This is a genomic window from Candidatus Palauibacter scopulicola, assembly GCF_947581915.1.
Classification (GTDB): Bacteria; Gemmatimonadota; Gemmatimonadetes; order Palauibacterales; family Palauibacteraceae; genus Palauibacter; species Palauibacter scopulicola.
This window is the reverse complement of sequence record NZ_CANPWG010000052.1, coordinates 58,333-73,914: the sequence shown is the minus strand read 5'-3', so window position 1 is coordinate 73,914 and position 15,582 is coordinate 58,333. Positions and strand designations below refer to the sequence as shown.

The following is a 15,582-nucleotide window of genomic DNA, read 5'->3' as shown; positions in this document are numbered from 1 at the left end:
CCGCGAGGGAGGCCGGACGGTGGGCGCCGGGGTCGTCACCGCCATCCACGACTAGGGAAGACAAATGAGGGTTCGGATTACGCTCGAATGTACGGAGTGCAAAGAGCGCAACTATTCGACGACGAAGAACCGGCGGACGCATCCGCAGCGGGCCGAACAGAAGAAGTACTGTCGCCGCTGCAACGGACATAGAATGCACAAGGAAACACGGTAAGGGGTTCGATTGGCCGGCATCGTCAGAAGAACCCAGGAATTCGCGGAACAGGTACAGGTCGAGATGCGTCGGGTCACGTGGCCCGACAAGGATCAGTTGCGCGGTGCAACGATCGGCATCCTGATCTTCGTCTTCATCATGGCCATCGTCATCGGGGCAATGGATTCGGTCTTCGCGGCGGCAGTGCGATTCATCGTCAGGTCGTTCGGTGGTTGAGACGCCGGGCGCGGGGGCCGCGCAGACCGGGCTTCCCGGGGACGCGCCGCGCTGGTACGCGCTGCAGACGTATTCGGGTCACGAAAAGAAGGTGAAGACCCTCCTGGAGCAGAAGATCCAGGAATACGGGGATGAACCTCCGATCCGGGAGGTCATCGTCCCCACGCAGGAAGTCGTTGAGATCAAGGGGGGGAAGCGCGTCAAGTCGACGAAGCGGCTCTACCCGGGCTACGTGCTCATTCAGATGTTGCTGGACCAGAACACGATGTACGTCGTCAACAACGTCCCCGGCGTCATCAAGTTCGTGGGGAGCGGGAAGGATCCCCAGCCGCTCAAGACCGAGGAGATGAACAAGATCCTCGGCATCGCGGATGAACTCGAGCAGGCAGGTCCCGAAACGGAGATCCCCTTCCGGCCGGGGCAGGTCGTCGAAGTCATGGAGGGACCGTTCAGCGATTTCAGCGGAACGGTGGAAGAGGTGTTTGCGGAGAAGGGCAAGGTGCGCGTGCAGGTGAGCCTGTTCGGGCGCCCGACCTCGGTTGAACTGGACTACACGCAGCTGCAGGGGTTCTGATGCCGCCGAAGAAACAGGTGACCGGATTCATCAAGCTGCAGATTCCGGGTGGGCAGGCGAATCCGGCCCCGCCCGTGGGTCCGGCGTTGGGCCAGCACGGCCTCAACATCATGGACTTCTGCAAGGCGTTCAACGCGCAGACGCAGCAGGAAGCCGGCACGATCATCCCGGTCGAGATTACGGTCTACAAGGACCGGACGTTCAGCTTCATCACCAAGACGCCACCGGCGGTGGAACTGCTCAAGAAGGAACTCGGCCTCGAGTCGGGGTCTCCGGTCCCCAATCGGGAGAAGGTCGGCAAGGTCACGGACGACCAGCTGCGCAGGATCGCCAGGATCAAGATGAAGGATCTCAACGCGGCCGATGAAGAGGCCGCGATGCGGATGATCGCGGGCACTGCACGATCCATGGGGATCGAGCGGGCCGACTGATCGGGAGAGATCGGGAAACATGCCGAAACGCGGCAAGAAATACCGCTCCGCCGTAGAAGCCGCTCCGGCGAACGGCGCTTTCGCGCCCCGCGAGGCGCTCGAGCGCGTGCGGGAATCGGCGTTCGCGAACTTCGACGAGACGGTCGAGGCGGCGATACGCCTCGGCGTGGACCCGCGCAAGGCGGATCAGATCGTGCGCGGCACGGTCATCCTGCCCGCGGGTACGGGCCGCAAGGTGCGCGTGCTTGCTCTCGTGAAGGCCGACCGGGCGGCCGAGGCGACGGAGGCCGGTGCGGACTACGTGGGGACCGAGTACATCGAGCAGATCCAGGAGGGGTGGCTCGACTTCGACGTCGCGATCGCGACCCCGGATCTCATGAAGGATGTGGCCAGGCTGGGCCGGATACTCGGTCCGCGCGGCCTCATGCCCACGCCGAAGGCGGGCACGGTCACCATGGATGTGGGCCGGGCCGTTCGGGAGTCGAAGGCGGGCAAGATCGAGTTCCGGGTGGACCGTACCGGCAACGTGCATGCGCCGATCGGAAAGGTGAGTTTCGAACTCGACCGGCTGAACGAGAATCTCGCTGCGCTCATGGACGAGATCGTGCGGCTGAAGCCCGCCGCGGCGAAGGGCCGCTACGTGAAGAGCGTGACCGTGACCAGCACGATGGGTCTCGGTGTTTCCGTCGACGAGGACCTGTACCGATAGATCCATGAGACTCGAAGAAAAGCAGCGCGTCACGCAGGAACTCACTGCGCAGATCGAAGAGAGCGGGACGATTTACCTGACCGACTTCACGGGGCTGAACGTGAAGGCGATCACGGATTTCCGAACGCGACTCCGAGATGAAGGCCTGAGCTATCGGGTCGTGAAGAACACCCTCATGAAGCGGGCGCTCGAGGATCTGGATCTCCCGGATCTGAGCGCCCATCTCGAGGGTCCGACGGGGCTCATCCTCAGCGACGCCGACCCGGTCACGCCGGCCAGGGTGCTGAAGGAATTCGCGAAAGCGAACGAGGACCGGCCGGTGGTGAAGGTCGGCGTCATAAACCGGGTGGAAACGTCGCCGGAGGAAGTGGGGCGCATCGCCGATCTTCCGTCGCGCGAGGTGCTGCTCGGCAGCATCGCGGGCGGGCTCACGGCGAGCGTCGGTGGCATCGCCGGCGCTCTGAATGCGCTCCTCCGCGACATCGCAGACATGATCGAACAGGTCGGAAGGAAGAACGAGTCCGCCTGAGGTGGGACGCATGTCCGCGACGTGCGGGCGTGCGGAATGCGTACAGGATCCAGGGAACGGAAGAACATGTCCAAAATCGACGATCTTCTGCAGCAGATCGGCTCGCTGACGGTGCTTGAGGCCGCCGAGTTGAAAGACAAAATGGAGGAAACCTTCGGCGTGTCGGCTTCCGCGCCGGTCGCCGTCGCCGCCGCTCCCGGTGGTGGAGGCGACGCCGCCGAGGAGGAGCAGACGGAGTTCGACGTCGTCCTCACGGCGGTGGGCAGCAAGAAGATCCAGGTGATCAAGGTCGTGCGGGAAGTCACGAGCCTGGGTCTCAAGGAGGCGAAGGCCGTCGTCGACAACGCCCCCGGGCCCGTGAAGGAAGGCGTGTCCAAGGAGGAGGCGGAGGAGATCAAGGCCAAGCTCGAAGAGCAGGGCGCCACGGCGGATCTCAAGTAGCCACGCTGAAGAGCGTGGCACGCCCCGGCGTCGATCATTCGATCGGTTCCGGACTGCGGAGGGATCGCAGCCGGACCGATGACGCGGGGGTCCGACCTCACACCGTGCACGAACCGGCGCGACCGCTCGCGGGCGGAACCCGGTATTTGCGCATCTCCCATGTACTCGCGGGACTCCCCGCGGGAGGTACGATTTGACGGTCAACGGCAGACCCGCGGTTTCGTTCGACAAGCTCGCCCGCCCGATGCACATGCCGCATTTCCTGGATGTGCAGCGCGAGGCGTTCGAGCGTCTGCTGCAATCGAAGACGAGGGAAGAGGAGCGCCGGGACCTCGGTCTTGAGCGTGTTTTTCGGGAGATCTTCCCGATTGCGGACGTCAACGAGAACTTCTCGCTGGAGTTCGTCAGCTACTCTCTCGGAGAGCCGAAGTACGAGGTCGAGGAGTGCATCGAGCGCGACATGACCTACTCCGCGCCGCTGAAGGCGCGGCTCCGGCTCGTCATCTTCGAGACGGTCGGGAAGGATGACGAGAAGCGTCCGGGCGATATCCTGGAGAAGGAAGTCTATCTCGGGGATCTGCCGCTCCTGACGGAGCAGGGAACGTTCGTCGTGAACGGCGCGGAACGGGTCATCGTGAGCCAGCTTCACCGTTCCCCCGGCGTCGTATTCGAGGAGACGCTGCACCCCAACGGCACGCGTCTCTTCTCGTCCCGGATCATCCCGTTCCGGGGATCCTGGGTCGAATTCACCCTCGACATCCACGACGTGATCCACGTCCACATCGACAAGAAGAAGAAGTTCCCCGCCACCGCTCTGCTGAGGGCGTTCGGCTACGGGCGGGACGTGGACATCCTCGAGTGCTTCTGCCGACGCCGGCTCGTCCGGATCGACGCGGAAGATGATGAGGAGTCGTCGGCGCACCGCGAGGTCACGGGCACGCTGGTGGCCCGGAGCATCGCGAATCCCGACTTCGGAGAGGATCCCGAGGCACTGGAACTGCGCGGTTACGAGCCCGCTCCGGACGCGCCGCACTGGCTGGCGAACGATCTTCCGGGCGCGGATGGAGGAGAGCCCGTGGCGGCCCTCGGCGACCGGCTCGACGCGGAGTTGGTGCAGCGCATCCTCGACGGGGAGATCACGAGCGTCGAGGTGTTCGAGGAAGAAGATGCGTTCATCGTGCGCCGCGGGGAGATGTTGAGCGAGGAAGCCCTCGAGCGCCTCGTGCGCGCCGGCGTGTCGGAGGTCGAGGTCTACTCGAGCGCGACCTTCGTTCCGTTGCGCGGGACCTATGAGGATCTCGCGATGCGCCGCGACTGGAGTTCGAGTCCGCAACTCGCCGCCGATGTCGTCGCCGAGGACACCGGAGAAGTGCTGGCCGAGAAGGGGGCGCGTTTCGACTCGAACCTGTTCGCGAAGCTCAAGGCGGAGAAGGCTCGCGAGGCCTTGGTGTTCACGGGCGGTCCCCGCGGGGAATCGCCGCTGCTGCGCAACACGCTCGCGAAGGATCCGACGGCGAGCGAGGCGGCCGCGCTGCACTCCATCTATTCTCTCGTTCGACCGGGCGAAGCGCCCAACCTGGCGACGGCCCGGGGCGCGCTGGATCGGCTCTTCTTCAACCCCAAGCGATACGACCTGGGTCGGGTGGGACGACACAAGATCAACCACCGGCTCAAGGACGTGTATCGGCTGCTCGGCCTCGATCTCCCCTCGGGCGACCTCGTGGTGCTGGATCCGTCCGACTTCGTGGCGATTATCCGCTACCTGGTCGAACTGCACGAGGGCCGCGGATACACCGACGACATCGACCATCTCGGGAACCGCCGCGTGCGGTCCATCGGAGAACTCATCGCGAACCAGTTTTCCGTCGGACTGTCGCGCATGGCCCGCCTGGTTCGCGAGCGGATGTCGATCAACAGCGACCCCGAGAAGATTTCCATCGACGACCTCGTGAACGCGCGTACGGTGAGCGCCGTGATCCAGGCTTTCTTCGGGAGTTCGCAGCTCAGCCAGTTCATGGACCAGACGAATCCGCTCTCGGAGCTCACGCACAAGCGGCGCCTGAGCGCGCTGGGTCCGGGCGGGCTGACGCGGGAGCGTGCGGGCTTCGAAGTGCGGGACGTGCACTACTCGCACTACGGACGAATGTGTCCCATCGAGACTCCGGAAGGCCCGAACATCGGGCTCATCACTTCCGTGACCACGTACTCCCGCCTGAACGAGTTGGGTTTCCTCGAGACCCCCTACCGCCGGGTGGTCAACGAGCGGGTCTCCCAGGACGAAATCGTCTGGCTCTCGGCGAGCGAAGAGGAGGAATACTCGGTCGCGCAGGCGAACGCCGAACTCAACCCCGATGGGACGTTCGCCCGCTCGCTCGTCCTCTGTCGCCGTCGCGACGACTACCCGCTGTTGCCGCCGGACGAGATCGACTTCATGGACGTCGCGCCCGACCAGCTGGTGGCGGTGTCGCCTGCGCTCATTCCGTTCCTCGAGCACGACGACGCCAACCGGGCGCTGATGGGATCGAACATGCAGCGGCAGGCCGTGCCGCTTCTCTTCCCGGAGCGTCCGCTCGTCGGAACGGGTCTCGAGGGCAAGGTGGCCCGGGACTCCGGTGCGGTCGTGCTTGCGCGCCGCGCCGGGACGGTGACGCGGGTCACGGCGGACGAGGTCGAGGTCGACACCGGCAAGCCCCGGCGGGCGGCCGGCGAGATCCCCCTCGCCCGGCTCACCCAGTACGACTCCTATCGACTCAGGAAGTTCTGGCGCACGAATCAGGACACGGCGATCAACCAGAGGCCGATCGTCCGGGTCGGCGACCGCGTGGAAGCGGGCGACGTCGTCGCGGACGGAGCCGGCACGGATGGCGGCTCGCTCGCGCTCGGACGTAACGCGCTCGTCGCTTTCATGCCCTGGTTCGGACACAATTTCGAGGACGCCATCGTGATCAGCGAGAAACTGGTCAAGGGCGACGTCTACACGTCGGTCCACATCCAGGAACTCGAACTCCACGTCCGCGACACGAAACGCGGGATGGAGGAGATCACGCGCGAGATCCCGAACGTGGCCGAGGAAGCACTCGTCGATCTCGACGATCGCGGGATCGTCCGCATCGGCGCGGCGGTCCGCTCGGGAGACATCCTCGTCGGCAAGATCACGCCGAAGGGGGAGACCGAGCTTTCGCCCGAGGAAAAGCTGTTGACGGCGATCTTCGGAGAGAAGGCGAAGGATGTGAAGGACAGTTCTCTGCGCGTCCCCCCCGGCGTCGAAGGGACCGTGATCGACGTCAAGATCTTCTCAAGGCGAATCGATGACCCGCTGCTGGAACGGGAGCACGGCGAGCGCATCGCCGAATTGCGCGAGAGCGAGCGCGAGGAAATCGCGCGCGTGATGGAAGCCCGGGACGAGGAGATCCTCGAATTGCTTCAGGGGGAGACGGTGGTTCTGTGTCTCGGCCGGGGCTCCCTCGAACCGCTGTTCGCCGAGGGCACGAAGCTGACGAAGACGAAGCTGCGGAGCGTCGACCTGGGAGAGATCGACCTCTCGACGCTGAAGGTGAAGACGGAGAAGTCGAACGACCTGATCCGCCGCGTGGAGGCCGAGGCTCGCACGCGAGTGGAACGGATACGCGAGCGCACGGAAGAGGGAATCGACAAGATCTTCCAGCCTGACGAACTGTCCCCGGGTGTCGTCCAGCTCGTGAAGGTCTACCTCGCGGAGAAGCGGAAGATCTCCGTGGGAGACAAGATGGCCGGCCGGCACGGCAACAAGGGCATCATCGCCCGCGTCGTTCCCGAAGAGGACATGCCGGTCCTGCCCGACGGACAGTCCATCGAAATCGTACTCAATCCACTCGGCGTACCGAGCCGGATGAACGTGGGACAGATTCTCGAGACCACGCTGGGCTGGGCGGCCCGGGCTCTCGGCTTCGAGGCGAATACGCCCGTCTTCCAGGGCGCGACGGAGCATGAGATCGGGGCGCTCCTGAAGATCGGGGGCGCCTACTGGGCGGCTCGTACGCTTGGATCGAACGTGGAACCGCCGAAACTGTCCTACGAAACGACCCAGACGCTCGTCAACGAGATTCAGGCCTGGGAGGGAGAAGACGGGGTGTCGGACCCGGCCAGTCTCGGCCGTACGCTCGACGCCTATCTCGAGGGAGGAGGCGAACTCGCCTCGTACCTGCGGAGCCTGGCCTCCTTCGTCCTCCGCGCCGTGCGCGATGTCTCGGGCGCCACGACGGCGGCGAAGCTGACGTCCGAGGGATGGCCGAAGACCGCCGCCCTTTCCGGGCAGCGCAGGATCACCTCGGGTGTGGACGCGGCCGTCGTCGAGCTCATGGAGCGGGCGGGGTTGCGTTCAAACGGGAAGATGAGGCTGCGCGACGGCCGCACGGGCGAAGAGTTCGTGGCGGACATCGCGGTCGGCGAGATCTACATGATGAAGCTCTCGCACCTCGTCGACGACAAGATCCACGCGCGCTCCATCGGTCCGTACAGCCTCGTCACGCAGCAGCCGCTGGCCGGCAAGGCGCAGTTTGGAGGGCAGCGCTTCGGCGAGATGGAGGTGTGGGCGCTGGAAGCCTACGGCGCGGCCCACACGCTGCAGGAGATGCTGACCGTCAAGTCGGATGACGTGACCGGGCGGAGCCGGGTGTACGAGGCGATCGTGAAGGGCGACAACCTGCCCAAGCCGGGGGTGCCCGAGAGCTTCAACGTGCTCGTCAAGGAACTGCAGGCGCTGGGGCTGAGCGTGACGCTCGGCGGCGACGAGTCGGAGCCGCTGTTCTGAGTCGGAGCCGCCGTCCAGCGAAACAAGAGGGTAACAGATGATCGATTTTCCGCGAAATCGCAGTGCAGGGTCGTCCGAGTTCGACTGGATTCAGATCAAGCTCGCCTCGCCCGAGGAGATCCGCTCCTGGAGTCACGGAGAGGTCACGAAGCCGGAGACGATCAACTACCGGTCGTTCAAGCCGGAGCGCGACGGGCTCTTCTGCGAGCGCATCTTCGGGCCGGTCAAGGACTGGGAGTGTCACTGCGGGAAGTTCAAGCGGATCCGATACCGCGGCCACATATGTGACAAGTGCGGGGTCGAGGTCACGCTCTCGAAGGTCCGCCGCGAGCGGATGGGGCACATCGAACTCGCGGTGCCCGTGGCCCACATCTGGTTCTTCAAGACCCTGCCTTCCCAGATGGGCTACCTGCTCGGGATGAAGCTGCGGGATCTCGAGAAGGTCATCTACTACGCCGCGCACGTCGTCACCGAGCCCGGCCGGCAGGATGTCGAGTTCAAGCAGGTTCTGGAGGAGGATGAGTACTGGGAGCTGACGGACAAGGCGCGCGAGGAGGGGGATACCGAATTCCGCGCCGAAATCGGGGCGGAAGGGATCCGGACGCTGCTCGGACAGCTGGACGTCGACGAACTCGCCGAGCAGTTGCGCTACGAGGTCGTGCATGAGACCTCGAAGCACCGGAAGAAGAAGAAGCTCAAGCGGCTCAAGGTGATCGACGCGATCCGCAACAGCGACGACGAAGTCTCCAAGCGGAACAGCCCCGAGCACATGATCATGGATGTGATCCCGGTGATTCCGCCGGATCTGCGTCCCCTCGTGCCGCTGGACGGCGGGCGATTCGCGACATCGGATCTCAACGATCTCTACCGTCGCGTGATCAATCGGAACAACCGGCTCAAGAAGCTGCTGGAGATGCGCGCGCCGGAGGTGATCCTGCGCAACGAGAAGCGCATGCTGCAGGAGGCGGTGGACGCGCTGTTCGACAACGGGCGGCGCGGCAAGGCGATTCGCGGAAGGGGCAAGCGGCCGCTGAAGTCGCTGTCGGACATGCTCAAGGGCAAGCAGGGCCGGTTCCGGCAGAATCTGCTCGGAAAGCGCGTCGACTACTCTGGCCGCTCGGTCATCGTCGTGGGTCCGGAACTCCGGCTGCACCAATGCGGGCTGCCGAAGAAGATGGCCGTCGAACTGTTCAAGCCGTTCATCATCCACGAACTCGAGCGGCGGCTGCACGCCGAGACGGTGAAGCGCGCCAAGAAGCTCGTCGAACTCGAGGACCCGACGGTCTACGAGGTCCTCGAGGACATCATCAAGGATCACCCGGTCCTCCTGAACCGGGCCCCGACGCTCCACCGACTGGGAATCCAGGCCTTCGAGCCGGTGCTCGTGGAAGGGAAGGCCATCCGCATTCACCCGCTCGTGTGCGCCGCGTTCAACGCGGACTTCGACGGCGACCAGATGGCCGTCCACGTGCCGCTGTCGTTCGAGTCGCAGCTCGAAGCGCGCATCCTCATGCTGTCGAGCAACAACATCCTGAAGCCCGCAAACGGCCGGCCGATCGCGTCACCGTCGCAGGACATGGTCCTCGGCTGCTACTACATGACGAAGGTCCGACCCGACTTCGACGAGCATGAGGCGGGGGCGGATCTGCCTCACTTCGCGGACGCGGCTCAGGTTGAAATGGCGCTCGAAGCGGGATATCTGCGCTCGCCCGCCGGGACGCCGGATTACCACCTGCCGATTCGGCTGCTCGTCGAGGAAGAGGCCGACGACGGCCAGATCGAGCGGGAGTGGGTGGTGACCAGCGTCGGACGCGCCCTCTTCAACGCGATCCTGCCCTCCCGCGTACCGTACGTGAACGAGACGCTGGGCAAGGGGGCGCTGGGCGACCTCGTCTTCCGATCGTTCCGTCTGGCGGGACTCGAGGACACGACGGCGTTCCTCGATCAGCTCAAGGACTTCGGGTTCCGCAACGCGACGAAGGCCGGCGTCTCCATCGGACTCGATGACATGGAGATCCCGGCCGAGAAGCAGGAGATCCTCGGCGAGGCCCAGCAGGACGTGAACCGGTTCACGAAGGCGTACCACCGCGGCGTGATCTCCTTCGGGGAACGGTACAACAAGGTGATCGATGCCTGGACCCACGCGAACAACGATGTCGCCGACGCCATGGTCCGCGGGCTCCAGCAGTCGAGACACGGCTTCAATCCGATCTTCATGATGTTCGATTCGGGCGCCCGGGGGTCCCGCGACCAGATCCGTCAGCTCGCGGGGATGCGGGGTCTGATGGCCAAGCCCCAGAAGAAGTTGACCGGCGGCATCGGCGAGATCATCGAGAGCCCGATCCGCTCCAACTTCAGGGAGGGCCTCAGCGTGCTCGAGTACTTCATCTCGACGCACGGCGCGCGGAAGGGGCTCGCCGACACGGCCCTCAAGACGGCGGATGCCGGCTACCTCACGCGCCGGCTCGTCGACGTGGCGCAGGATGTCACGATCATCGAGGAGGACTGCAACACGGTGCTCGGGCTTGACGTCACGGCGCTCAAGGAGGGTGAGGACATCATCGAGCCGCTGTCGGATCGCGTCGCCGGCAACATCGCGGCGGAAGCCGTGATCGACCCCATCGACGACGAAGTCATCGTCGAGGCCGGAGACATGATCACCGAGGCGCGGGCGCGGGCCATCGATGAGAGCGGCGTGCAGCAGGTGCGCATCAAGTCCGTCCTCACGTGCGAGTCCCGGCGGGGCATCTGCCAGCAGTGTTACGGCCGCAATCTCGCGACGATGGAACTCGTCGATCTGGGAGAGGCGGCGGGCATTCTCGCCGCGCAGTCGATCGGCGAGCCGGGGACGCAGCTCACGCTCAGAACGTTCCATATCGGCGGGACGGCGGCACGTATCGCCGCGCAAACCCAGCGGCGCTCGAAGCTCGAAGGCCGGATCGCGTTCGAGCGCGTGACGACCGTCACGAGTCCGTCGGGCGATACGATCGTCACCAGCCGCGAGGGCGAGCTCCTCATGAAGACGCCGGACGACCGCATTCTCTCACGGCTCGCCATCCCCTACGGGGCGACGCTCTTCGTGAAGGACGACACCGATGTGGGGCACGGGGACCTGCTCTTCGGTTGGGACCCGTACTCCGAACCCATCGTTGCGGACAAGAAGGGGAAGATCCGGTTCACGGACATCGTGCCCGAGGAGACGGTCCGCGAGGAACTCGACGAGGCGACGGGACGGCGCCAGCAGGTCATCATCGACGACCGGGAGAAGAAGCTCCACCCGGTCATCAACATCGTGACCGGGAAGGGCGCCAAGCTGCGCGAGTTCATCGTGCCGGTCGGCACGCAGCTGCTCGTGCAGGATGGACAGGCCGTCAACGCGGGGGAGACGCTCGCCAAGATCAGCCGCGAAGCCTACAAGACCCGCGACATCACGGGTGGGTTGCCGCGCGTCGCAGAGCTGTTCGAGGCGCGTCGGCCGAAGGATCCGGCGACGATCACCGAGGTCGACGGGCGCGTCTCGTTCGGCGGGATCAAGCGCGGGAAGCGCGAGATCGTCGTGACCATGGATGACGGCGAGGAGATGGTGTATCAGATCCCGGTCGGCAAGCACCTTCGGGTGCACGAGGGAGACCTCGTGCGTGCGGGCGACCGGCTGTCCGAGGGTCCGGTGAACCCGCATGACATCCTGCGTGTCCGGGGACCACGAGCGGTACAGGAGTACCTGCTCAACGAGATCCAGGAGGTCTACCGCCTGCAGGGCGTGCGGATCAACGACAAGCACATCGCCGTGATCGTGCGCCAGATGCTGCAGAAGGTGCGCATCACGGATCCGGGCGGCACGGAATTCCTCGAGGGCGAGCATGTGGACCGGATGGAGTTCCGCGATGCGACGCGCGAGGTCCTCGAGGGTGGAGGCAAGCCCCCGCGGGCGGAGCCGATCCTGCTCGGGATCACGAAGTCGAGCCTGACGACGGAGTCCTTCATCAGCGCGGCCTCCTTCCAGGAGACGACGCGCGTGCTTACGGACGCCGCCGTGCGTGGGGCGAAGGACCGCCTCCGGGGGCTCAAGGAGAACATCATCATCGGGCACCTGGTCCCGGCGGGGACGGGGACGCACCGGTTCTCCGATATCGAATTCCTCGTGGACGACGCGCTGAAGGCGCAGATCGATTCCATGCGGCGCCGGGTCGTGCCCGAGGAGATGCCCCGGAGTCTCTTCTCGGACCTCCGGGACCAGGCTGAGGAAGACGAGGCGGCGGTGGCGGAGGAGGGCGCGGTCATGACGACCTGACGTCCGTCAGACGCCGAAGCAGGGGATGCGTTTACGGGATCTCCGCGCCCCCTCCCGGCAACGGAAGTTGCTTGACACGGCGAGGCCTCAGGACTACTCTCTCTTGTCTGTCGACCGACCGGTCGGCAGTCGCCGCGGGGGCGGTTCGGATCCGTCCCCGATTTTTTTACCCCCAACGGCCGGGCCCCGAGTTCGGTGATCGGCGCACCGGTGCGGCCGAAGGGAGCGATGGAGCGGGAATGCCGACCATCAATCAGTTGGTCCGCAAGGGCCGCAGGAAGGTCCGGAAGAAGAGCAAGGCGCCGGCGCTGGAGGGGAACCCCCAGAAGCGCGGGGTGTGCACGCGCGTGTACACCACGACGCCGAAGAAGCCGAACTCGGCCCTGCGGAAGGTCGCCCGCGTGCGACTCACGAACGGATACGAAGTCACCGCGTATATCGGAGGCGAGGGCCACAACCTCCAGGAACACAGCATTGTGCTGATCCGGGGCGGACGGGTGAAGGACCTGCCGGGTGTGCGGTATCACATCATCCGCGGGACCCTCGACGCGTCGGGCGTGGACGACAGGAACCAGGGCCGGTCGAAGTACGGTTCGAAGAAGCGAAAATAACCGGCAACGGGGCCGAACCCCGTTGGGCCCGGCCTCGGAGTCCGTGGCCGGGCTTTATTGCGAAGTCTCCGGATGAACCCGGAGCCGGATATGGCGAAGCGAGATGCCGCGACGAAACCGTGCCGAACAGCGTGAGGTGATTCCGGACTCCCGATACGGGAGCACGGAGGTCACGAAGTTCATCAACATGCTGATGCTCGACGGAAAGAAGTCCCTCGCCGAGCGGATCTTCTACGATGCGATGCAGAGCATCGAGATGAAGACGGGGCAACCGGCGATGAACGTGTTCCGGCAGGCGCTTCAGAACGCGAAGCCCATCCTCGAGGTCCGCAGTCGGCGCGTGGGTGGCGCGACGTACCAGGTTCCGATGGAAGTGTCGTACCGGCGCCGCGACTCGCTCGCACGCCGATGGCTCGTGCAGTACTCGCGCGCCCGCTCCGGCAAGACGATGGCGCAGCGGCTCGCCGGTGAACTGCTTGACGCCGCTCGCGGCGACGGAGGCGCGGTGAGGAAGAAGGAGGACGTGCACCGGATGGCGGACGCGAACAAGGCGTTCGCGCACTACCGCTGGTAATGAATCCGTCCGGCACCCGAGGCTCGACAGATAGAGACCAATAGATCGACTCATGGAGAGAAGGACGCCGCTCCAGCGGCTTCGGAATATCGGCATCATGGCGCACATCGATGCCGGAAAGACGACGACGACCGAACGGGTGCTGTTCTATACCGGCCGGACGCATCGCCTGGGCGAAGTGCATCATGGCGACGCGACGATGGACTGGATGGAACAGGAGCAGGAACGCGGCATCACGATCACATCGGCCGCCACCACCTGTAACTGGACGCACGAGGGCGAACCCTACCGCATCAACATCATCGACACGCCGGGGCACGTCGACTTCACGGTGGAAGTGGAGCGCAGCCTCCGCGTGCTCGATGGCGCCGTGGCCCTCTTCTGCGCCGTCGGTGGCGTGGAGCCGCAGTCCGAGACGGTATGGCGGCAGGCCGACAAGTACGGTGTCCCGCGCATCGCGTTCGTCAACAAGATGGACCGCGTCGGCGCCGACTTCATGAACGTCGTCCGAATGATGCGCGACCGCCTGGGTGCGAACGCGCAGCCACTCCAGATCCCTCTCGGCGAGGGTGAACTCTATACGGGCATGGTCGACCTCATTCGCGAGGTCAAGGTCGTGTACGACGATGAATCTCTGGGCGCACGCTGGACCGAAGGCCCCGTGCCGGACGCGCTGGTGGACCAGGTGGCGGAGCTGCGGAACTCCCTCATCGAAGCCGCGGTCGAGTACGACGAGCCCATGCTCGAGAAGTACCTCGAAGGGGAAGAGCTCACCGAGGACGAAATCCGCGGTGCGGTGCGGAAGGCGACGCTGGCCAACGGGATCACGCCGATCCTGTGTGGCTCCGCCTTCAAGAACAAGGGCGTTCAGCGCCTGCTTGACGCCGTGATCGACTTCCTCCCCTCCCCCCTCGATGTCCCTCCCGTCACCGGCCACCTCCCGCAGCAGGATGAGACGGCCGTCGAGCGCGCGGCCGACGAAGAGGCGCCGTTCGCGGCCCTCGCGTTCAAGATCGCGACCGACCCGTACGTGGGGCGTCTGACCTACTTCAGAGTTTATTCCGGAACGGCGAAGGCCGGCTCGAAGGCGGTGAATTCGTCCCGGGGACGGAAGGAGCGCTTCGGGCGGCTGCTCCAGATGCACGCGAACAAGCGGGAGGAGCGCGACGAGGTGTTCGCCGGCGACATCGCGGCCGCGATCGGGCTCAAGCATACGCGGACGGGAGATACGCTCTCGTCGGCGACCGATCCGATCGTGCTCGAGTCGATGAGCTTCCCCGAACCCGTGATCCGGGTGGCGATCGAGCCGCGGACGAAGGCGGATCAGGAGAAGCTGTCGGGGGCGCTCGCGAAGCTGGCCGAGGAAGACCCGACATTCCGCGTCTACACCGATGAGGAGACGGGGCAGACAATCATCAGCGGGATGGGAGAACTCCATCTCGAGATCATCGTCGACCGGCTCCAGCGCGAGTTCAGGGTCAACGCGAACGTCGGCCGTCCGCAGGTGGCCTACCGCGAGACGATCCGCAAGGCCGTCCGCAAGGTGGAAGGCCGCTTCGTGCGGCAGTCCGGCGGCCGCGGGCAGTTCGGGCACGTGATCATCAACCTCGAGCCCACGGATCCCGGCGGCGGCTTCATCTTCGACTCCGAGATCCGGGGCGGAAACGTGCCTCGCGAGTACGTGCTCTCGGTCGAACAGGGGATTCGCGAGGCGCTGGATTCCGGGATCGTCGCCGGTTACCCGATCATCGACATCAAGGCCACGCTGATCGACGGCTCGTACCACGAGGTCGATTCCAGCGAGATGGCCTTCAGGATCGCGGGCTCGATCGCGCTCAAGGAAGGTGCGCGAAAGGCGCAGCCGGTGCTGCTCGAGCCCGTCATGAACGTGGAGGTCGTCACACCCGACGACTATCTCGGGGACGTGATGGGAGACCTCTCCAGTCGGCGGGGCAAAATCGGCGGCATGACGCAGCGTTCGTCGGCCCAGGTCGTCGGGGCGTCCGTGCCGCTTTCGGAGATGTTCGGCTACGCGACCTCGCTGCGCTCGATCAGCCAGGGTCGCGCGGTCTACACCATGCAGTTTTCGCACTACGAGGAAGTTCCCGGCTCCAAGACGGCGGAGATCGTCTCCGCCAACGGCTCGTAGACGCCGGAAGGGCGCGTCCGCGAGCAGGCCGCAGACGAGATACAGGAGAACGAG

12 protein-coding genes are annotated in these 15,582 nt (G+C 65.2%); all 12 read left to right on the top strand.

Translation table 11 applies throughout. From position 1 onward, the window contains the following. Positions 1–64: 64 nt before the first annotated feature. The 12 genes from rpmG (at position 65) to fusA (ending at position 15,528) form a co-directional block, all read left to right on the top strand. Positions 65–214 carry a 50S ribosomal protein L33 gene (gene rpmG / locus RN743_RS09905; RefSeq protein WP_310779563.1) on the top strand — a complete coding sequence of 50 codons (150 nt, stop codon included), beginning with the start codon at positions 65–67 and terminating at the stop codon, positions 212–214. A 9-nt stretch (positions 215–223) separates the two neighbouring features. Continuing rightward, positions 224–430 (top strand): preprotein translocase subunit SecE, encoded by a 207-nt coding sequence (gene secE / locus RN743_RS09900; protein ID WP_310756536.1) that lies wholly within the window; start codon positions 224–226, stop codon positions 428–430. After that, positions 423–1,004: a transcription termination/antitermination protein NusG gene (gene nusG / locus RN743_RS09895; protein WP_310779561.1), complete on the top strand. Its 582-nt coding sequence runs from the start codon at positions 423–425 to the stop codon at positions 1,002–1,004. Before secE ends, nusG begins: the two co-directional genes overlap by 8 nt. Next, positions 1,004–1,435, top strand: coding sequence for a 50S ribosomal protein L11 (gene rplK, locus RN743_RS09890; RefSeq protein WP_310779559.1), 432 nt, complete (start codon positions 1,004–1,006; stop codon positions 1,433–1,435). Before nusG ends, rplK begins: the two co-directional genes overlap by 1 nt. Positions 1,436–1,454: 19 nt before the next feature. Next, positions 1,455–2,144 (top strand): 50S ribosomal protein L1, encoded by a 690-nt coding sequence (rplA, locus tag RN743_RS09885; protein ID WP_310779557.1) that lies wholly within the window; start codon positions 1,455–1,457, stop codon positions 2,142–2,144. Between the two features lie 4 nt (positions 2,145–2,148). Further along, positions 2,149–2,673, top strand: a complete 525-nt coding sequence (rplJ, locus tag RN743_RS09880; protein ID WP_310779555.1) for a 50S ribosomal protein L10 — start codon at positions 2,149–2,151, stop codon at positions 2,671–2,673. Between the two features lie 66 nt (positions 2,674–2,739). Then, positions 2,740–3,114 (top strand): 50S ribosomal protein L7/L12, encoded by a 375-nt coding sequence (gene rplL / locus RN743_RS09875; protein WP_310779554.1) that lies wholly within the window; start codon positions 2,740–2,742, stop codon positions 3,112–3,114. Positions 3,115–3,307: 193 nt separating this feature from the next. Continuing rightward, positions 3,308–7,903, top strand: coding sequence for a DNA-directed RNA polymerase subunit beta (gene rpoB / locus RN743_RS09870; protein WP_343219016.1), 4,596 nt, complete (start codon positions 3,308–3,310; stop codon positions 7,901–7,903). Between the two features lie 37 nt (positions 7,904–7,940). Next, on the top strand, positions 7,941–12,194 hold the full coding sequence (gene rpoC, locus RN743_RS09865) for a DNA-directed RNA polymerase subunit beta' (protein ID WP_310779553.1): 4,254 nt from the start codon (positions 7,941–7,943) through the stop codon (positions 12,192–12,194). A 239-nt stretch (positions 12,195–12,433) separates the two neighbouring features. Further along, complete coding sequence (gene rpsL / locus RN743_RS09860) at positions 12,434–12,805, top strand: 30S ribosomal protein S12 (RefSeq protein WP_310779551.1); 372 nt, start codon at positions 12,434–12,436, stop codon at positions 12,803–12,805. Positions 12,806–12,908: 103 nt separating this feature from the next. Next, positions 12,909–13,379 carry a 30S ribosomal protein S7 gene (gene rpsG, locus RN743_RS09855; RefSeq protein WP_310779549.1) on the top strand — a complete coding sequence of 157 codons (471 nt, stop codon included), beginning with the start codon at positions 12,909–12,911 and terminating at the stop codon, positions 13,377–13,379. Positions 13,380–13,431: 52 nt separating this feature from the next. Next, entirely contained in the window at positions 13,432–15,528 is a 2,097-nt protein-coding gene (gene fusA, locus RN743_RS09850) for an elongation factor G (protein WP_310779547.1), read from the top strand. Positions 15,529–15,582: the final 54 nt, after the last annotated feature.